The organism is Microbacterium sp. NPDC079356 (assembly GCF_049545465.1).
Taxonomy (GTDB): Bacteria; Actinomycetota; Actinomycetes; order Actinomycetales; family Microbacteriaceae; genus Microbacterium; species Microbacterium gawkjiense.
The window spans coordinates 148,451-167,204 of sequence record NZ_JBMWDN010000001.1 but is presented as its reverse complement, the minus strand read 5'-3'; the positions used below and the strand labels follow the sequence as shown (position 1 = coordinate 167,204).

General features: G+C 72.9%; 17 protein-coding genes and 1 tRNA gene. 3 read left to right on the top strand and 15 right to left on the bottom strand.

Features of this window, described 5'->3' with window-relative positions; genetic code table 11:
• Position 1: 1 nt before the first annotated feature.
• A tRNA-Gln gene (locus tag ACPEH0_RS00810) sits at positions 2–73 on the bottom strand.
• Between the two features lie 102 nt (positions 74–175).
• Between ACPEH0_RS00810 and ACPEH0_RS00805 the strand changes: the two genes are divergently transcribed.
• The gene (locus ACPEH0_RS00805; protein WP_366213280.1) at positions 176–673 is read left to right on the top strand and encodes a MarR family winged helix-turn-helix transcriptional regulator; all 498 of its coding nucleotides are present in this window, start codon (positions 176–178) and stop codon (positions 671–673) included.
• Positions 674–685: 12 nt separating this feature from the next.
• Positions 686–1,600 carry a pseudouridine synthase gene (locus ACPEH0_RS00800; RefSeq protein WP_366213417.1) on the top strand — a complete coding sequence of 305 codons (915 nt, stop codon included), beginning with the start codon at positions 686–688 and terminating at the stop codon, positions 1,598–1,600.
• Here ACPEH0_RS00800 and ACPEH0_RS00795 read toward each other — a convergent pair whose 3' ends face one another.
• Genes ACPEH0_RS00795 through mgrA form a run of 4 tightly spaced genes read right to left on the bottom strand, consistent with a single transcriptional unit; the run spans position 1,601 to position 6,786 of the window.
• Complete coding sequence (locus tag ACPEH0_RS00795; protein WP_366213282.1) at positions 1,601–3,409, bottom strand: ABC-F family ATP-binding cassette domain-containing protein; 1,809 nt, start codon at positions 3,407–3,409, stop codon at positions 1,601–1,603.
• 36 nt (positions 3,410–3,445) lie between these two features.
• On the bottom strand, positions 3,446–4,756 hold the full coding sequence (locus ACPEH0_RS00790; RefSeq protein ID WP_366213283.1) for a GNAT family N-acetyltransferase: 1,311 nt from the start codon (positions 4,754–4,756) through the stop codon (positions 3,446–3,448).
• A gap of 33 nt (positions 4,757–4,789) precedes the next feature.
• Positions 4,790–5,716, bottom strand: coding sequence for a 4-(cytidine 5'-diphospho)-2-C-methyl-D-erythritol kinase (locus tag ACPEH0_RS00785; protein ID WP_366213284.1), 927 nt, complete (start codon positions 5,714–5,716; stop codon positions 4,790–4,792).
• Positions 5,713–6,786 (bottom strand): L-glyceraldehyde 3-phosphate reductase, encoded by a 1,074-nt coding sequence (mgrA, locus tag ACPEH0_RS00780; protein WP_359917246.1) that lies wholly within the window; start codon positions 6,784–6,786, stop codon positions 5,713–5,715. The genes ACPEH0_RS00785 and mgrA overlap by 4 nt, the downstream gene beginning before the upstream one ends.
• 94 nt (positions 6,787–6,880) lie before the next feature.
• Here mgrA and ACPEH0_RS00775 point away from each other — a divergent pair, with 94 nt between their 5' ends.
• The gene (locus tag ACPEH0_RS00775) at positions 6,881–8,449 is read left to right on the top strand and encodes a stealth conserved region 3 domain-containing protein (protein WP_366213285.1); all 1,569 of its coding nucleotides are present in this window, start codon (positions 6,881–6,883) and stop codon (positions 8,447–8,449) included.
• Here the strand turns inward: ACPEH0_RS00775 and ACPEH0_RS00770 are convergent.
• From ACPEH0_RS00770 to hemE, 10 genes are all read right to left on the bottom strand, one after another.
• A complete protein-coding gene (locus tag ACPEH0_RS00770; protein WP_359917240.1) occupies positions 8,409–9,323 on the bottom strand; it encodes a phosphodiesterase in 915 nt (304 codons plus the stop codon). The two genes, ACPEH0_RS00775 and ACPEH0_RS00770, sit on opposite strands and share 41 nt — an antisense overlap.
• Positions 9,324–9,445: 122 nt before the next feature.
• On the bottom strand, positions 9,446–10,285 hold the full coding sequence (gene rsmA / locus ACPEH0_RS00765) for a 16S rRNA (adenine(1518)-N(6)/adenine(1519)-N(6))-dimethyltransferase RsmA (RefSeq protein WP_359917238.1): 840 nt from the start codon (positions 10,283–10,285) through the stop codon (positions 9,446–9,448).
• A gap of 33 nt (positions 10,286–10,318) precedes the next feature.
• Complete coding sequence (hemL, locus tag ACPEH0_RS00760; protein WP_366213286.1) at positions 10,319–11,623, bottom strand: glutamate-1-semialdehyde 2,1-aminomutase; 1,305 nt, start codon at positions 11,621–11,623, stop codon at positions 10,319–10,321.
• The gene (gene hemB, locus ACPEH0_RS00755) at positions 11,620–12,615 is read right to left on the bottom strand and encodes a porphobilinogen synthase (protein ID WP_366213287.1); all 996 of its coding nucleotides are present in this window, start codon (positions 12,613–12,615) and stop codon (positions 11,620–11,622) included. Before hemB ends, hemL begins: the two co-directional genes overlap by 4 nt.
• Entirely contained in the window at positions 12,612–13,385 is a 774-nt protein-coding gene (locus ACPEH0_RS00750) for a uroporphyrinogen-III synthase (RefSeq protein ID WP_366213289.1), read from the bottom strand. The genes hemB and ACPEH0_RS00750 overlap by 4 nt, the downstream gene beginning before the upstream one ends.
• On the bottom strand, positions 13,382–14,299 hold the full coding sequence (gene hemC, locus ACPEH0_RS00745; protein ID WP_366213290.1) for a hydroxymethylbilane synthase: 918 nt from the start codon (positions 14,297–14,299) through the stop codon (positions 13,382–13,384). The genes ACPEH0_RS00750 and hemC overlap by 4 nt, the downstream gene beginning before the upstream one ends.
• Positions 14,296–15,534 carry a ferrochelatase gene (locus ACPEH0_RS00740; protein ID WP_366213291.1) on the bottom strand — a complete coding sequence of 413 codons (1,239 nt, stop codon included), beginning with the start codon at positions 15,532–15,534 and terminating at the stop codon, positions 14,296–14,298. The genes hemC and ACPEH0_RS00740 overlap by 4 nt, the downstream gene beginning before the upstream one ends.
• Positions 15,531–16,214, bottom strand: coding sequence for a hydrogen peroxide-dependent heme synthase (hemQ, locus tag ACPEH0_RS00735; RefSeq protein WP_366213293.1), 684 nt, complete (start codon positions 16,212–16,214; stop codon positions 15,531–15,533). The genes ACPEH0_RS00740 and hemQ overlap by 4 nt, the downstream gene beginning before the upstream one ends.
• Entirely contained in the window at positions 16,204–17,592 is a 1,389-nt protein-coding gene (locus ACPEH0_RS00730; RefSeq protein WP_366213294.1) for a protoporphyrinogen/coproporphyrinogen oxidase, read from the bottom strand. The genes hemQ and ACPEH0_RS00730 overlap by 11 nt, the downstream gene beginning before the upstream one ends.
• A complete protein-coding gene (gene hemE / locus ACPEH0_RS00725; RefSeq protein WP_423719412.1) occupies positions 17,589–18,710 on the bottom strand; it encodes a uroporphyrinogen decarboxylase in 1,122 nt (373 codons plus the stop codon). The genes ACPEH0_RS00730 and hemE overlap by 4 nt, the downstream gene beginning before the upstream one ends.
• Positions 18,711–18,754 lie beyond the last annotated feature (44 nt).

The following is an 18,754-nucleotide window of genomic DNA, read 5'->3' as shown; positions in this document are numbered from 1 at the left end:
GCTCCGCCGCCAGGACTCGAACCTAGACCTCACAGCTCCAAAGGCTGTCGTGCTGCCATTACACCACGGCGGACCGCGGCGCTCCGGGGTCCGGTGGCCGCCCGACAAGTCTGCCATGCGCGCGGGCGGCCCACCTCGGACACGGGCGCCGCAGCCGCTCTGCGATGATGAGGGGATGGCTCCCGAACACGACGAGGTCGACCGGATCGTGAGCGCCTGGATCGCGCAGCGACCCGATCTGGACTTCTCGCCGCTCGAGGTGCTCTCGCGGGTGGACCGGCTGTCGCGCCACCTCGACCGCGCCCGTCGCGAGGCCTTCCAGCGCAGCGACCTGGAACCGTGGGAGTGGGACGTGCTCTCGGCCCTCCGCCGCGCGGGCGAGCCGTACACCCTCAGCCCCAAGCAGCTGCTGCAGCAGACGCTCGTCTCGAGCGGCACGATGACCAACCGCATCGACCGGCTCGTCGACCGCCGCCTCGTCGTGCGAGCGGCCGACCCCGGCGACGGCCGCGGTGTCTTAGTGACCCTCACCGAGGAGGGACGGGATCGGGTGGATGCCGCGATCACCCGCCTCGTCGACGCCGAGGCCGAGCTCCTTGGCCAGCTCTCGCGCGCCGACCGGGACCGGCTCGCGGCGCTCCTGCGCAAGCTGAGCCTCGGATTCGACGTCTGATCCGCGATGGCGATGCGCGCACCCCTTCCCGTCCGTGACGGGGTCGGTCCCACGCGTCTGCGCGTGCCGCGGACCGGGCCCTGGGCGACCATCGCGGACTACGTGACGGGCCGGTTCGCGCACATCGACTCGGAGATCCTCCTCAGCCGCTTCGACAGGGGCGACGTGGTCGCCTTCGACGGCACGCGGCTCACGCGGGAGACCCCGCTCGGGGCGGAGGACTTCATCTGGTACTACCGGGAGCCGCCCGACGAGCCCGACATCCCGTACGAGGTGACGGTGCGCCACCTCGACGACGATCTGCTCGTCGTGGACAAGCCGCACTTCCTCCCGACGACGCCCGGCGGCGGCTTCCTGCGCAACTCGGCGCTCGTCCGACTGCGACAGCGGTTCGACAACCCGGATCTCACGCCCATCCACCGCCTCGACCGTGCCACCGCCGGTCTCGTCATGTTCTCCGTGCGCCCCGCGACCCGCGGCGCTTACCAGACCCTGTTCGCCGACCGGGCCGTCGACAAGGTCTACGAGGCCGTCACCGCCGTCCCCGCCGGCGGGATGCCGGAGCTCCCCCTCGTCATCCGTTCGCACCTCACGAGCTCCCGCGGGAGCCTGCGGGCGATCGTGCACGAGGACCGTGAGCCGAACGCCGAGACGCGCGTCGAGGCGATTCGGGTCATCGCCGACCGTGCGCACCTGCGGCTGCATCCCCGGACCGGGCGCATGCATCAGCTCCGGTCGCACCTCGCCGGGATCGGTCTCGGGATCCTCGGCGACCGGTTCTACCCCGACCTGCTCGACGAGGCGCCCGACGACCCCGACCGCCCGCTGCAGCTCCTGGCACGCGAACTGCGCTTCGTTGACCCGCTGTCGGGCCGTCCGCGCGAGTTCACGACCGGGCTCCGCCTGCGCGAGGCGCCGCCCGCCTGATCAGCCGAGCTGCTCGCTCAGCTCGAACCAGCGCTCCTCGGCCTCGGCGACCTCGGCCTCCATCGCGGTGATGCGCTGCATCTTCTCGCCGAGCCCGACGTAGTCGGCCTGGTCGTGATCGGCCAGCGCCGTGCGGGCCGTAGCGATCTGATCGCTCAGTTTCGCGATGCGGCGCTCGAGGCTCGTGACCTCCTTCTCGGCCGCGCGTCGCTCGGCTCCGCTGAGAGCGGATGCCGGTGGTGCCGCGGCATCCGCCTGTCGTCCCGCCGTGGGCGCCGCGCCCGTCGCCTGCGGCTGAGCGGCCCGCAGGCGCAGGTACTCCTCGATCCCGCCGGGCAGGTGCCGGAGCGTGCCACCCATGACGGCGTACTGCTGATCGGTGACGCGCTCCATGAAGTAGCGGTCGTGCGAGACGACGATGAGGGTGCCCGCCCACGAGTCGAGGAGGTCCTCGATGGCGGCGAGCATGTCGGTGTCGAGGTCGTTCGTCGGCTCGTCGAGGATGAGGACGTTCGGCTGGTCGAGGAGGATCAGGAGGAGCTGGAGTCGGCGCTTCTGCCCGCCGGAGAGATCTCTGACCGGCGTGGAGAGCTGAGCCGACGAGAAGCCCATGCGCTCGAGCAGCTGACCCGGCGTGAGCTCCTGCGCCTTCGACCCGGCCCCGAACGTGTACGTCGTCCGCAGGCGCGAGACGACGACGCGGACGGGCTCGTCGAGATGCGGGTCGAGCTCGTCCATCCGCTGCGTGAGGGTGGCGACCTTGACCGTCTTGCCGTGCTTGACGCGTCCGGCGGTCGGCTGGACGGCACCGGAGACGAGGCCCAGGAGCGTCGACTTGCCGGCCCCGTTGACACCCAGGATGCCGGTGCGCTCCCCCGGCGCGATGCGCCACTCGACGTCGCGCAGGATCTCGCGGCCGTCGTAGCTGACCCCCGCGTCGAGCAGGTCCACGACGTCCTTGCCGAGCCGTGCGACGGCCAGCGATTGCAGCGAGACACGATCGCGGATCTCGGGGACGTCGGCGATGAGCTCGTTGGCGGCGTCGATGCGGAACTTCGGTTTGCTCGTGCGCGCGGGGGCACCCCGGCGCAGCCAGGCGAGCTCCTTGCGGGCGAGGTTCTGCCGGCGCGCCTCGATCGAGGCGGCCTGCCGGTCGCGCTCGACGCGCTGCAGGATGTAGGCCGCGTAGCCGCCGTCGAAAGGCTCGACGATGCGGTCGTGCACCTCCCACGTCTTCGTGCAGACCTCGTCGAGGAACCACCGGTCGTGGGTGACGACCATGAGCGCACCCGAGGCCGCCGACCACCGTCGCTTCAGGTGCTCGGCGAGCCAGGCGATGCCCTCGACGTCGAGGTGGTTCGTGGGTTCGTCGAGCGCCAGGACGTCCCAGTCACCGGTGAGCAACTGCGCGAGGGCGACACGACGGCGCTGACCGCCCGAGAGCGTGCCGATGGCGGCATCCCAGTCGAGGTCCGAGAGGAGACCCGCGATGACGTCGCGCACGCGCGGGTCGCCGGCCCACTCGTGCTCGGGTCCGTCGCCGACCACCGCGCGACCCACGGTGAGGTCGTCGGGCAGCACGTCGGTCTGCTCGAGCACACCGATCGTCACTCCGCCGCGCACCGTCACGCGGCCGGAGTCCGGCTCGCGCCGCCCCGCCAGCATCGCCATGAGGCTCGATTTGCCGTCGCCGTTGCGGCCGACGATGCCGATGCGGTCGCCCTCGTCGACGCCGAGCGAGACGCCGTCGAAGACGACCTTGGTCGGGTACTCCAGGTGCAGGGCCTCGGCCCCGAGAAGATGTGCCATCGCCTCCAGGCTACGCGGCGCGGGGTGGGTGCATGCTCAGTACCAGAAGCTCAGTCGCGGCGTGGTGGTCGAGGCGAACACGCGGGCGAGGCGGTGCGCGTCGTCGGTCCCGATGCGTCCCGCGCGGGCGAGGGTGACGGGCGAGACGCCGCCGAGCAGGATCGCCGACAGCTCTGCGACCCCCAGCGTCGCCCGCGGGACGCCGAGGGGCGCCTCGTCGACCACGTCGACGCCCGGCTCCTCCCCCGCCGACAGGACGAACGTGCCGTCGGCGATCCCGAGCGGATCGGTGACCTCGAGCGCCACCGCGTCGTCGACGTCGTACCCGCGGGCCGCGAGCACCGTCGGGACGTCGAGGATGCGCAGGTAGTGGTGGTCCGCGATGGTGATGCGGGCGGCGCGCTGGTCGGCGATCATCCACCAGAGCGGCTCGTCGATCGAGAGCTCGCTGGCCCGGACGGTACCGATGAGATCGAGCGAGAGGAGGAAGCGCCAGAGCCCGGCGTAGGCGGCATCGGTCACCGCCAGGAGCTGGTGCACCGTGGCGTTCGAGGCGGACCAGTCGTCGTCGTTCTCGCTGACCGAGTACAGCGCGACACCCTCGACCTCGCCCTCGGGTGAGCGGTACTGCACGGCGCGGAGTCGCTCCGGCTTCTCGGCGTCGGGCCGCGTACCGTACGTGCGGTCCCAGTGCCCGCCCGGCATCGCGATCTCGCCGGGCGAGGCGAGCCGCGTGCGCTCGTGCAGCGCGGCGGCGGCATCCCTCGCCTGCTCGCGCGTGACGTAGTCGAGCCGGCCCGGTGCGACAGGCCCGATCCACTCGGCGCGGCGCGTCCGGATCTCCCACGAGGTCGCCGCTGCGGCGGGGGCGAAGCCGAACCGGCCGTAGATGCCGGACTCGCTCACCGTCAGGCCCGCGATCGGCGCGCCCTGCGCCACGGCGGTGCGCAGCTCCCCCGCCATGACCCGCGAGAGCAGACGCCGGCGGCGGTGCGTGGGCGCGACGGTCACGGCGCTGATCGCGCACATCGGAATGGCGGCACCGCCGGGCACGGTGAGCTCGGCGATCCACGACGCGAACGTCGTGACCGGCTCGTCGGGCTGGACGGCGGCGGGGTCGTACACACCGATCTTGCGACGGTAGCGGCTGCGCGCGAAGGCCTCGCCACGCTGCAGGTCGTTGCGTTCGCCGTCGAGGAAGCCGCGGGCCACGGCATCCGTCCACCGGCCCGACGCGGCACGGTCGTCGTCGCCGACGCGGTCGATGCGGAGGCCGTCGGCCTCGATCGCCGCGCGGAGGGTCTCGTCGAGCGGAGCGGAGTGGAAGGCGTCGCCGAGGGAGGTCATGCGTCCCAGGCTACGGGGAGCCGCCGACGCGCGTCAGAGGATCCGCGTGCCGGCGACCGGTCCCGTGACCGCGTGGGAGGTGTGCCCCTGCTCGGCCAGACGGGCCGCGATCCCGTCCGCGTGCGCCTCGTCGGCCGCGAGGAACGCGACCGTCGGGCCCGATCCCGACACGAGTCCGCCCAGGGCCCCGGCGGCCAGGCCCGCGTCGAGCACGTCGGCGAGAGCCGGACGCAGGTGGACGGCGGCCCACTGGAGGTCGTTGCGGATCGCGGCGGCCAGGGCCGCGGCATCCCCCGACCGCAGGGCGCGCAGCACCGCGGGATCGACCTCCGGCATGAGGCGCCCGGGACGGATGTCGGCCGTCTCACGCAGCCGGTCGAGGGTGCCGTAGACCTCGGGGGTCGAGAGCCCGTCGCCGTCGGTGACGAGCACCCATGCGAAGCGGCCGCGGCCGAGCGCCGGGGCGAGCTCGTCGCCGCGCCCGGTGCCGACGGCGGTGCCGCCCAGCAGCGCGAAGGGCACGTCCGCGCCGAGTCGCGCGCCGAGCGCGTGGAGCTCGGCGGTCGACAGGCCGGCGTCGATCAGCTCGTTGACGGCGACGAGGGCGGCGGCGGCATCCGCCGACCCTCCGCCCATGCCGCCCGCCACCGGGACGCCCTTGTGGATCTGCAGACGGATGCCGCCCTCCCAGCCGACCGCCTCGGTCACGGCGCGCGCCGCGCGGAGCGCGAGGTTGCGCTCGTCGAGCGGGACGCCCGACACGTCGACGTCGCCGGTCACGGTGAGGTGGAAGCCGTCGTCATGCGAGGCCCAGAGGTCCTCGAACAGCGAGACCGCCTGGTAGACCGATGCGACCTCGTGGTAGCCGTCGTCGCCGACGGCTCCCACGTCGAAGAAGAGGTTGAGCTTGCCCGGCGCGCGCACGTGCACGCGCCGGGCCGGGTCGATGCTCAGGCTCACGCGTTCGCCGAGTCGGCCCACAGGTCGACGTCGATCGCACCCGAGAGCGCGTCGATACGAGCGAGCTCGTCGTCGTCGAACGGGGCGCCCTCGGTCGCGGCGAGGTTCTGATCCAGCTGCTCGGGCCGCGAGGCTCCGATGAGCGCCGACGTCACGACATCGTCGCGGAGGATCCACTGGATCGCCATCTGTGCGAGCGTCTGGCCGCGCTGCTGAGCGATGTCGTTGAGCCCGCGCAGGGTGTCGAGCGCCTTCTGGTTGAGCTGCCCGTCGGGCAGCGAGAATCGGCTCTGCGCCCGGTCGGCCGTGCCGTCGCCGAGGTACTTGTCGGTCAGCAGGCCCTGCGCGAGCGGCGTGAACGCGATCGCGCCCATACCGGCGGCGCGCAGCGAGTCGGTCAGACCGTCCTCGACCCAGCGGTTCAGGATCGAGTAGGAGGGCTGGTGGATGACCAGCGGCGTCCCGAGGTCCTTCGCGACGGCCACCGCCTCCTCGGTGCGCTCGGCGCTGTACGACGAGATCCCGACGTAGAGCGCCTTGCCCTGCCGGACGAGGGTGTCGAGGGCACCGATCGTCTCCTCGAGGGGAGTCACCGGGTCGGCGCGGTGCGAGTAGAAGATGTCGACGTAGTCGACGCCCATCCGCTTCAGCGACTGCTCGGCGCTCGCGATGAGGTACTTCCGCGAGCCGTTGTTGCCGTAGGGGCCCGGCCACATGTCGTATCCCGCCTTCGACGAGATGAGGATCTCGTCACGGTAGGGCGCGAAGTCCTCGCGCATCATGCGCCCGAAATTCGTCTCGGCGGACCCGAACGGCGGGCCGTAGTTGTTCGCCAGGTCGAAGTGGGTGACGCCCCGATCGAAGGCGTGGCGAAGCAGAGTACGCTGGTTGTCGAAGGGGATGTTGTCCCCGAAGTTCCACCACAGTCCCAGCGAGATCGCCGGCAGATACAGGCCGCTCGAGCCGACCTGGCGGAACGCCCCCGCATCGTAGCGGGAGGATGCCGCCTGATAGGGGCGGTGGGTGTCGCCGTTGCGCGACGAAGGGAAGCGGTCCGCGTAGTCGGTCATCCCCCCAGGCTATCGACGATGGGCACCCGAAACGTCGGTGAAACGACGGAGACCTAGTCTTGCCCGACCGGAGACGCACACAAAGGGAGAACATATGGCGCGACTGACTGCACTGCCGACCGAGGGTGGTTCCTGGACCGCTCTCCTCGAGCGCGAGGACATCGTCCTCATCGGAGGCATGCTGCACCTGCGCCATGACGACACCACCCCCGAGCAGGCCCGCATCGACGACCTGCTGCTGATCGCCGACACGCTGGCGGATGCCGGCATCCCGCACCTCCTCATCCGTCACTCGGGCTCCGTGCCGGGCCTCGTCGTCGACCTCGCCCACCGGGCTCGCGCCCTCGCCGCGCTCTCGGACCGTGCCGTCACCGAGCCGCTCTACGCGAAGGCGAAGGGCGGCACGCCGGTGCCGTTCGGCGAGCTCCGACTGCGCGCCTCGGGTCCCGCCTCGGTGCGGGTGTTCCGACCGCGCGTCGCCGGCGAGTTGCGCTACGGCGCCGGCTACGGCGTGCGCGTCGAGTTCTGGCGCTTCGGCGAGGAGCTCGTCGAAGCGCCCCACGCGAACGACCTCACGCGTCGCGTGTTCGCCGCCGAGGACGTCGAACCGGCCACGGTGGAGCGCTACGGGCGCACGTGGCAGACCCTGGACGGGATGTTCGACCCGCACCCGGGCGAGGTCACGCATGAGATCGACATGGTGTTCTCCTGGGTCGACGGGTCGTCGTCGGAGTTCCAGCGTCAGCGCGCCGCGCAGCTCTCGGAGTACGTCGTCGGCGACGGCGACGACGGTCCCGCCCGCTACCGCCACGTCGACGAGCTGCGCTACGCACTGCGGAGCGTCCACATGTACGCGCCGTGGGTGCGTCGCATCTTCATCGCGACCGACTCCCCCGCCCCGGCGTGGCTGCTCGACCACCCCAAGGTGACGATCGTCCGCAGCGAGGAGTTCTTCGAGGACCCCGCCGTGCTCCCGACGCACAACTCGCACGCCGTCGAGGCGCAGCTGCATCGCATCGAGGGCCTGTCGGAGCACTTCCTCTACTCCAACGACGACATGTTCTTCGGGCGGCCGCTCTCCCCGGAGCTCTTCTTCTCCCCCGCCGGCGTCTCGTCGTTCGTCGAGTGCGACGTCCGCATCGGCACGGGCCCGCGCCGCGTCGCCCGCAGCGGGCACGACAACGCGCTGCGCCTGAACCGCGAACTGCTGCAGGAGCGCTTCGGCCGCACGATCGTCCGCGACCTCGAGCACTGCGCCGCGCCCCTGCGCCGCAGCATCATGTTCGAGCTCGAGCGGGAGTTCCCCGAGGAGATCCGGCGGACGGCGGCATCCCGCTTCCGTTCCGCGACCGACGTCTCGGTGACCAACTGCCTGTATCACTACTACGCGCAGTTCACCGGCCGGGCGATCGCCTCGACGGCACCGCGGGTGCGGTACTTCCAGACCACGCAGGCGGCGTCGCTACGGCGCATGGAGAAGCTCGCCGAGCGCGGCGACGTCGACATGTTCTGCCTCAACGACGGCGGCGACCACGAGGTGCCCGAGCCCGTCCGGGTGCGGGCCGTGACGGGGCTGCTCGAGCGCCTCTTCCCGATCCGTGCGCCGTGGGAGGACCCGGCCGTCAGTGCAGCGCCGGCACGCCCGGTCGAGCTGCACGCGTGACCGACCCGCTGACACCGGCTTCCCGCAGACGACGCTGAGCCTCGTCCGGGTCGATGTACTCGAGCGGCGCGGAGGCGTCGATCGGGACCACCGAGTGGACGACGGTGTCGTCGTAGACGTGCACCATGTTGTACGCCTGGGCGCCGTCCTGCGGCCGCGTGCCGCCGACCGGGACCGTGAGGTCCTGCGCGTAGCACGTCGATGAGGCGACCGAGACGGGGATGCCGGCGAAGGTCGCGAACGTCGAGTAGTGCAGGTGGCCGGCGATGATCGCGCGCACGTCCGTGCCGCGCACGACCTCGGCGAGCCGGCGCTGGTCGCGCAGCTCGACGCTCGCCGCGAGCGGCAGCACGCTCGGGACGGGCGGGTGGTGCATCGCCAGCACGGTGCCGAGCGGCGCCGGGGTGGCGAGGACGTTCCGCAGCCAGCGCAGCTGGGCGGCGGAGAGCTCGCCGTGGTGGTGGCCGGGCACGCTCGTGTCGAGCGTCACGATGCGGAGGCCGTCGAGCTCGTCGACGCGGTCGTAGGGCGCCGTCGGGTCGGTGGGGGTGTCGTCGAGCAGTCGGGAACGGAACGCGCCCCGGTCGTCGTGGTTGCCCATGACCCAGAGCAGGCGGGCGCCCAAGCGCTCGGCGAAGGGCTCGACGAGGGCGCGGATCGCGTCGTACGCGGCGGCCTCGCCGAGGTCGACGAGGTCGCCGGTGAAGACGACGGCGTCGGGGGCGATGCCGCTGGACTCGATGGCCCGGAGGGCGGCGGTGAGCGAGGCCTCGCCGTCGACGCTGTCGAAAAGGCGGGGGCCGGGACCGCGCAGGTGCGTGTCACTGAGGTGGAGCAGGATCCGTTCGGCGGCCGGATGCTCGGCGCGGCGCATGGTCACTTCTTCCGTCGGTGCGGAGGCTCGGGTACCCCCGCCTTGCTCCGAAATGTTACCGGCATGTTTCGGGAACGCGCGGTGAACGACGCGCGAAGACCTCGCGACCGGATGCCGCCGGCTCAGGCGCGGGCGATGCGGACGAAGTCCTCGATCGTGAGTTCCTCGCCGCGCGCGGTGGGTGCCACGCCGGCGCGCTCGAGCACGTCGCTGGCCGCCGCGGAGGAACCGCCGAGGACGCCGGAGAGGGCCTGGCGGAGCATCTTGCGACGCTGCTGGAACGCGGCGTCGACGATGGCGAAGGTGCGGAGTCGCTCCTCCTCGGTGCCGCGGGCATCGGAGTCGCGCTCGAATCCGACGAGGACGCTGTCGACGTTGGGGACGGGCCAGAACACCTGACGCGAGACGGTGCCGGCGAGACGCCAGGTGCCGTACCAGGCGGCCTTGACGCTCGGGGCGCCGTAGACCTTCGAGCCCGACGGCGCCGCGAGGCGTTCGCCGACCTCGGCCTGCACCATGACGACGCCGCGCTGAATGGTCGGGAAGTGCTCCATGAAGTGCAGGAGCACGGGAACGCTCACGTTGTACGGCAGGTTCGCGACCAGGACGTCGGGGTCGCCGGGGAGCTCGCTCACGCGCAGGGCGTCCTCGGCGACGACGGTGAGCGCACCGTCGGGCACGCCGTGCGCCGCCGCGGTGGCGGGCAGACGCTCGGCGAGGCGGTGGTCGATCTCGACGGCGGTCACCGGCGCGCCGGTCTCGAGGATCGCGAGGGTCAGCGACCCGAGGCCCGGCCCGACCTCGACGACGCGGTCGGCGGAGGTGACCCGCGCGGCGGTGACGATCTTGCGCACCGTGTTCGCATCGACGACGAAGTTCTGCCCGAGCTTCTTCGTCGGGGTGACGTCGAGGTCGGCGGCGAGGGCGCGGATCTCGGCGGCTCCGAGGAGGGTGACGGGCATGGGTTCCAGCCTACCGGCGCCCCGTCCCGCCCCTCAGCCGGCCGCGGCCCGAGCGGCGGCCGGCAGCGCCTCGACGATCCGGCCGATCGCGGCGTCGTCGTGCGCGGCCGTGACGAACCACGCCTCGAACGCCGACGGCGGCAGCGAGACACCGCCCTCGAGCATCGCGTGGAAGAAGCGACCGTAGGCGTCGGCATCCTGCGACGTCGCCGTCGCGTAGTCGGGCACGCCGTTCACGACGGACTCGCCGAAGAAGATGCTGAAGAGGGTGCCCGCCCACTGCACGACGTGGGGCACCCCGGCATCCGTCAGAGCAGCGGATGCCGCGTCCGCGACGGTGTGCGCGACGGCGTCGAGCGTGCGGTACACCGCGTCGTCGGCGTGCGTGAGGGTCGCGAGGCCCGCGGCGACGGCGACCGGGTTCCCCGACAGCGTGCCCGCCTGGTAGACGGGACCGGTGGGCGCGAGGAGGTCCATGATCTCGGCGCGACCGGCGACCGCGGCGACGGGGAGGCCGCCGCCGATGACCTTGCCGAAGGCGATGAGGTCGGGCACGACGTGCTCCCCCGCCGCCTCCAGCACGCCCGCGTACCCCGAGCGCGACGAGCGGAACCCGGTGAGCACCTCATCACTGATGAGGAGCGCGCCATTCCGATGGGCGATCTCGGAGAGGAACGCCGTGAAGCCCGGCGCGGGCGGGACGACGCCCATGTTGGCGCCGGCGGCCTCGGTGATGATCGCGGCGATCCGGCCCTCGTGCGCGCGGAACACCTCTTCGACGGCGGCGCGGTCGTTGTAGCCGATGACGAGGGTCTGCGCGGCGATGGGCGCAGGCACGCCCGCGGACCCTGGCAGGGCGAGGGTCGCGAGGCCCGAGCCGGCCTGCGCGAGCAGGCCGTCGGAGTGCCCGTGGTAGTGCCCGGCGAACTTGATGAGCAGGTCGCGCCCGGTGGCGGCGCGGGCGAGACGGATCGCCGTCATCGTCGCCTCGGTGCCGGTCGAGACGAGCCGGATCTTCTCGGCGGCGGGGACGCGCGAGCGGATCTCCTCGGCGAGCTCGGTCTCGGCCGCCGTCGGCGCACCGAATGAGAGCCCGCGCCGGGCGGCCTGCACCACCGCGTCGATCACGGCAGGGTGCGAGTGACCCAGCAGGGCGGGCCCCCAGCTGGCGACGAGGTCGACGTAGTCGCGACCGTCGGCATCCGTCACGTAGGCGCCCTGCGCCGACACCATGAACCGGGGGGTCCCGCCGACCGACCCGTAGGCGCGGACCGGTGAGTCGACACCGCCGGGGATCACTCCGCGGGCGCGGTCGAACAGCTCCTGATTGCGGCTCATGCGAGTTCCTTCCCGGCGCGCAGCCAGTGCGCGACCTCGACGGCCCAGTAGGTGAGGATGACGTCGGCGCCGGCACGGCGGATGCCGACGAGGCTCTCGCCGATGGCGCGCTCGCGGTCGATGAGACCGGCAGCGGACGCGTGCTCGATCATCGCGTACTCCCCCGACACCTGGTACGCCCAGACCGGCACGTTCGAGCGGTCCGAGACCCGGGCGAGCACGTCGAGGTAGGGCATGGCGGGCTTGACCATGACGACGTCGGCACCCTCGGCGATGTCGACGAGCGCCTCCTCGACACCTTCGCGCGCGTTCGCGGGGTCCATCTGGTAGGTCCGGCGGTCGCCCTGGAGGGTCGACTCGACGGCGTCGCGGAAGGGACCGTAGAACGCCGAGGCGTACTTCGCCGAGTAGGCGAGGATCGCGACGTGCGCGAAGCCCGCGGCATCCAGTCCTGCGCGGACCGCGGCGACCTGGCCGTCCATCATCCCCGACAGTCCCAGCACGTCGGCGCCGGCGCGGGCCTGCGCGACACCCATCTCGGCGTAGACCTCGAGGGTCGCGTCATTGTCGACCGAGCCGTCGGCGGCCAGCAACCCGCAGTGACCGTGGTCGGTGAACTCGTCGAGGCAGAGGTCGGCCTGCACCGTGAGGCGTCCGGCGGCCGCGCGCGCGGCGACTGCGATCGCGCGGTTGAGGATCCCGCTCGGATCGGTGGCGCCGCTGCCGACCGCGTCGCGGACGGCGGGGACGCCGAAGAGCATGATCCCGCCGAGGCCTGCGGCCGCCGCCTCGTCGACGACGTCGGCGATCGCGTCGAGTGGATGCTGCGACACCCCCGGCATGCTCGCGATCGGCTGCGCCTCGGTGATGCCCTCCTTGACGAAGACCGGCAGCACGAGCTGCGAGGGCACGAGGTGGTGCTCGGTGGCGATGCGGCGCAGCGCCGGCGTGCCGCGCAGACGGCGCAGGCGACGGGTGGGGAACGAAGTCATGAGGACTCCTTGACGGGGAGGTGGGCGTCGAGCTCGGCGATCAGCGCGTCGATGCTCTGGGTCTGTGCGGTGTGCCCGACCGTGAATCCGAGGACGGCCGCGTCGCGCGACGTCCCCGGTCCGATCGAGGCGACGAGGGTGGATGCCGGGAGCCGCCCGACCTGACGGCGCAGCTCCCTGCCGACGCTCAGCGAGGTGAGCAGGACGACGTCGATGCCGCCGGAGCGGAGCGCGTCCGCGACCTCCGGTTCGAGGTCGACGCCGACGGTCCGGTAGGCGATGCAGACGTCGACGGCGAAGCCGCGCACCTCGAGCTCGTCGCTGACGACGGCCTGGGCGAGGTCGCTGCGCACGACGAGCGAACGCCCGGTCGCGGCGGGATCCCGGTCGGCGCACCACTGGGCGGCGAGGGCCGCGGCCGAGGACGCCCCGGCGGGGACGAAGTCCACCTCCCACCCGGCCTCGGTCAGGGCGCGCGCGGTGGCCCTGCCGACGGCGGCGATCCGGGTGGTGTCGGGGATCCGCACCCCGTGCTGCCGCAGCTGCTCGACGCTCGCCGCGCTGGTGACGAACAGCCAGGCGTACGCCCCGGCCGACAGCGCGGCGAAGGCGCGGTCGCGTGCGGCGGTGTCGCGTGGGGCGGCGGAGGAGATGAGCGGTGCGACGACGGCGTCCGCGCCACGGGCGTGCAGGTCGGCCGCGACGCGGTCACCCCAGGCCCCGCCCCGGGGGACGAGGACGCGGGTACCGCGGAGTCCTCCCGAGGTCATCGGGAGGTCCCCGCGAGGTCGGCGAGGTCGGCGGCACCGCCCTCGAGGAGCTCGGCGACGACGTCCGCCGCGGCCGCGTCGACGTCGACGTGCGGATCGAGGCGGCGCGAGGCGGCGACCGACCGCGAACCGTCCTCGGCGTAGACGTGCGCGACGAGCGTCACGACGTCGCCGCGATGCTCCGCGTCGATCGCGACGGGGGCGGCGCACCCCGCCTCGAGGCGGCGCAGAACGGCGCGCTCGAGGTGGGCGGCCAGGGCGGTGTCGGCGTGCTCGATGCGGCCGACGGCGTCCGCCACGACGGTGTCGCCGTCGCGGATCTCGACGGCGAGCGCCCCCTGGGCGGCCGAGGTCGGCCAGTCGAGCACCTCGGTGATGGCGCTGTCGCGACCGATGCGACGGAGCCCCGCCTCGGCGAGGACGATCGCGTCGTACTGCCCGTCGGCGACCTTGCGGAGCCGGCTGTCGACGTTGCCGCGGATGCCCTCGACCACGAGGTCGGGGCGGCGCGCCCGCAGCTGGGCGACACGACGCGGCGAACCGGTGCCGACGCGCGCGCCGGCCGGGAGCTCATCGAGGGCGAGGCCGTCGCGCGAGTGGAGGATGTCGCGCTGGGATGCCCGCACGGGGACGGCGCCCACGACGATGCCGGGGTACGGCGCGGTCGGCAGGTCCTTCATCGAGTGCACGAGGAAGTCGCACTCGTCCCGCAGGAGCGCGTCCCGCAGCGCCGTCGCGAACACGCCGGTGCCGCCCATTTGGGCGAGCGGCCCGGTGAGGACGTCGCCCTCACTGGTGATGGGCACGAGTTCGACGTCCCGCCCGGATGCCGCGGCCACCGCATCCGCCACATGCTGCGACTGGGTCGTCGCCAGCAGGCTCGCGCGGGTGCCGAGGCGCAGGGGGGCGCTCACGGCGCCACACCCGACAGTGCGGGCTGGAAGCCGAGTCGCTTGTTCTCGCAGCATCCCGGACGGCACACGTCGTACCAGGGACCGAGGTCGGTGACGGCGGGGCGCTCCGCGGCGGGGGTGCCCTTCAGGCGCTCCTCGACGAGGTCGACGAGACCCGCGACGTAGTCGGGGTGGGTGCTGGGGGTCGCGGTGCGGACCGCGACGAGTCCGAGCTCTTCCGCCGTCTCCATCGCCTCGGTGTCGAGGTCCCACATGACCTCCATGTGGTCGCTCACGAACCCGAGCGGCACGATGAGCACGGCCTTGCGGCCACGGCCCGGCAGCTCCTGCATCGCGTCGTTGATGTCGGGCTCGAGCCACGGCACCTGCGGCGGGCCGGACCGGCTCTGGAAGACGAGCTGCCACGCGCCCGGGAACCCGAGCCGCGAGACGATCTCCTCGCCGACCGCGAGGTGCTGCGCGACGTACGCGCCGCCGGGGCCGAAACCGCGCTCGGGCGGGCCGGAGCGGTCGGCGTCGGAGGTGGGGATGGAGTGCGTCGAGAACAGGATCTCCACTTCGTTCTCGAGGTCGGTGATCCCACGCTCGGCGAGTTCGGCGATGCCCGCACGGATGCCGTCGACGAAGGGCGCGACGAACCCGGGATGATCGAAGAACTGGCGCACCTTGTCGATGTGGATGTCGGTCTGGTGTCCGGTGGCCTCGACCGCGTCCGCGAGGTCCTCGCGGTACTGCCGGCACGACGAGTACGAGCTGTACGCGCTCGTCGCGATCGCCAGGAGCTTCCGCCGGCCGTCCGCGACGGCCGCGTCGATCGCGTCGGTGACGTACGGCATCCAGTTGCGGTTGCCCCAGTAGACCGGCAGGTCGAGTCCCCGTGCGGAGAGCTCGGCGTCGAGGGCGGCCTTCAGCTCGCGGTTGTGCTCGTTGATGGGCGACACCCCGCCGAAGTGGCGGTAGTGGTGCGCGACCTCCTCGAGGCGTTCGTCGGGGATGCCGCGACCCGCCGTGACGTTCCGCAGGAACGGGATCACGTCGTCCTGGCCTTCGGGACCGCCGAAACCGAGGAGGAGGATGCCGTCGTAGGCGACGGGGACGGTGGCGTGGGGCTCACCGGCGCACGTGCCCTCGGTCGCGTTCGGGATGACGCAGCCGTCGGCGACGACCACTCCCGATGCGCGGGGCGGCTTGGGACGGAACTCCGCGCCCGGGGACCCGATGTTCTGCGCGCTCATGAGAGCACCTCCGCCAGTTCGTCGATCTCCACGCGCCGCCCGGTGTAGAACGGCACCTCCTCGCGTACGTGACGCCGTGCGTCGGTCGCCCGCAGCTCGCGCATCATGTCGACGAGGCTGATCGGGTCGTCGCTCTCGAGCGGCAGCAGCCATTCGTAGTCGCTCAGGCCGAACGTCGACACGGTGTTCGCCACGACGTCGCGGAAGGCGGCGCCCTTGCGGCCGTGCTCGGCGAGCATGCGCGAGCGCTCGTCCTCGGGCAGCAGGTACCACTCGTAGCTGCGGACGAACGGGTACACGCAGAGCCAGCCGCGGGGGTGCTCGCCGCGCAGGTAGCCGGGGACGTGCCGCTTGTTGAACTCCGCCTCGCGGTGCACGCCCATCGCGCTCCACGCGTTCGTGAAGGCCGCGAGCACGGGGGTGCGGCGGAGCTCGCGGAGGGCTTTCTGGACGGCGGCCGGGTCCTCGCCGTGCAGCCACACCATGAGGTCGGCCTCGGCCCGCATCCCGGTGACGTCGTAGAACCCGCGGAGGGTCACCTCGGCGGCGGGCAACGCGTCGACGACCGCTCGCAGCGTGTCGATGTCCGCCGTGGAGGCGGCGGCGCGCGGACGGGGGCCGGCGAGGATCGCGAAGAGCGTGTAGCCGAGGCCGGGGGCTGACACATCGTCAGCGGACATGACGTACTCCTTCGGAGGGGGTGGGGTGGGACAGCAGTTCCGCCGCGAGGGCGCGAGCGTGAGGGATGACCGAGGCGAGGCCGGTGCCGGCGGCGACCGCCCCGATCAGACGGATGCCGCGCGAGGCGGCGGCGGTGCGGACGGCTGCCTGCACCTCCGGCGTCACGACCGCATCCGACCAGGAGACCGGCACGACCTCCCGCACGTCAGCGGTGTTGACAGCGACGCCCGTGAGGGTGCGGACGGCCGCCGCGACCTCGGCGGGGGTGTCGAGCCCGCCGGCGCCGGCATCCCGAGCTGACAGCCGGACGACGTGGACGCCAGCGGGCACGGCGGCCGCGGCCCACTCCCACTTCGCGTCGACGTGGGTGAGGGCCTTCGCGGCCGAGGGCACGTCGGGCGCGGCGATGACACCGGACCCGACCGGGTGACGATCGAGCGCAGCCGCCGCGACGGCGGCGACGACCAGGCGGACGGGAGCGGCCTCGGGCGCCGTGACGCCGAGCAGGCCCGCGGCGGACACGGGGCCGGTCGCGAGGACCACCTCGCCCGCCGTCAGCGTCTCGCCGTCGAGGACGACCTCGGCGCCCGCCGACGTCGGCCGGATCCCAAGGACGGGCGCACCGGTGCGGATGACGGCGCCCGCGCGGAGTGCCGCGATCTCGAGCTCGGCGGCGAGGCGCCACAGGCCTCCTTCGACGCCGCGCACAGCGGAGCCCGCCCGGGCCTGCGGCGCGAGGGTGTCGACGGCGGCGGTCAGCGACCCGAGCTCGCGGAATCGCTGCCAGAGGGCCGGGTTCAGGGCCGAGAGGGTGACCGCTCCCGCGCTCTGCGAGTAGACGCTCGCGCAGAGGGGTTCGACCAGACGGGCGGTGACGGCCGGTCCGAACCGGGCCGTCGCGAGCTCGGCCAGCGTCGGCTCGGTCCCCTCGAACATCCGCGGGTCGAGCGGGAGGTCGCGCTCCTGCGCCGCACGACGGGCACCGGCGCGACCGAGGACGCGGGTGACATCGGCCGCCGTGGGGTCCGCCGGCATCCCGATCACCGCCCGTCGGGGCAACGGTGCGCGTCCGACGCGCCCCATCCCCCGGCGGAACGCGACGTGCGCCCCGGCGGGCCGGGGCGGGGCGAACTGCACGGCCAGTCGGGCGTCGGCCGCGAGGTCGGCGACGCCGGTCGTGCGGGTCGCGAAGGACTCCGCGCCGAGGTCGAGCTCGACTCCCGCGACGACCCCGCGGCGCAGCATCCCGCCGACGGCGTCGCCGGCCTCGAGCACGACGACGTCGCGGCCGGCGCGGGCGAGCTCCCACGCCGTGGTCAGCGCGGCGACACCGCCGCCGACGATGACGACGTCGTGACGGCGGAGGGCTCTGGTCACGGCGCCCGCCAGTCGTGGACCGTCCGGACCACCGCCGAGATGGCGTCGGGGTCGGCCTCCATCGGCACGCCGTGACCGAGGTTGAACACGTGTGCGCGGGCGGCGAGACCGGCCTCGAGCACGCGGTGCACACCCGCCGTCCGCACCGGCTCGGGCGCGAACAGCAGTGCGGGGTCGAGGTTGCCCTGGATCGTCAGGTCGCGGCCGATGCGGCGACGCGCCTCGTCGAGCGGGACCCGGTAGTCGACGCCGAGCGCATCGATGTCGGGGGTCGCCATGTCGGCGAGGATCTCGCCCGTACCGACCCCGAAGTGCACGAGCGGCAGCCGGTCGACGCCCTCGGGCAGCGGCAGCGCCCGGGCGTGCGAGAGCGCGGCGACGGATGCCGGGAGCACCGACGCGCGGTAGTCGTCGGGGTTCAGCCCGCCCGCCCACGAGTCGAACAACTGCCCCGCGCTCGCGCCCGCCTCGATCTGGAGGGCGAGGAAGCGGCCGGTGACCTCGGCGAGCCACATCGTCAGGTCGTGCCACGCGGCCGGGTCCTCGTGGATGAGGCGTCGGGCGGCGAGGTGGTCCTTCGACGGGCCGCCCTCGACGAGGTAGGCCGCCAGGGTGAACGGCGCGCCGGCGAACCCGATGAGCGGCAGCGGCTCGCCGCGCTCCTCGGACAGGTCGGCGAGCATCGCGGTCGTGCGGCCCACGGCATCCGCGATGACCTCCCCGCGCTCGGTGACGAGGGCGGGGTCGATCGCGACGGTGCGCGCGATGTCGGCGGGCGTCCGCAGCGGCTGGGAGAAGACCGGACCGCGACCGGCGACGATCTCGACGTCGACGCCGATGAGGGCGAGCGGCACGATGATGTCGCTGAAGAAGATCGCCGCGTCCACGCCGTGACGGCGCACCGGCTGCATCGTGATCTCGCTCGCGAGCGCCGGGTCGAGGCATGCGTCGATCATCGATCCCTGCGAGCGGAGCGCGCGGTACTCGGGGAGGGATCGCCCCGCCTGCCGCATGAACCAGACGGGGGTCGTCTGAGGGCGATCGCCCAGCAGCGCGCGGACGAGACGGGACTCGCGGGTGCGCGCGGCGATGAGGGGGTGGCTGAGGCCGGGAATGATGGACTCCTCGAATCGGTTAATCGATATACTAATCGTGATCCAAG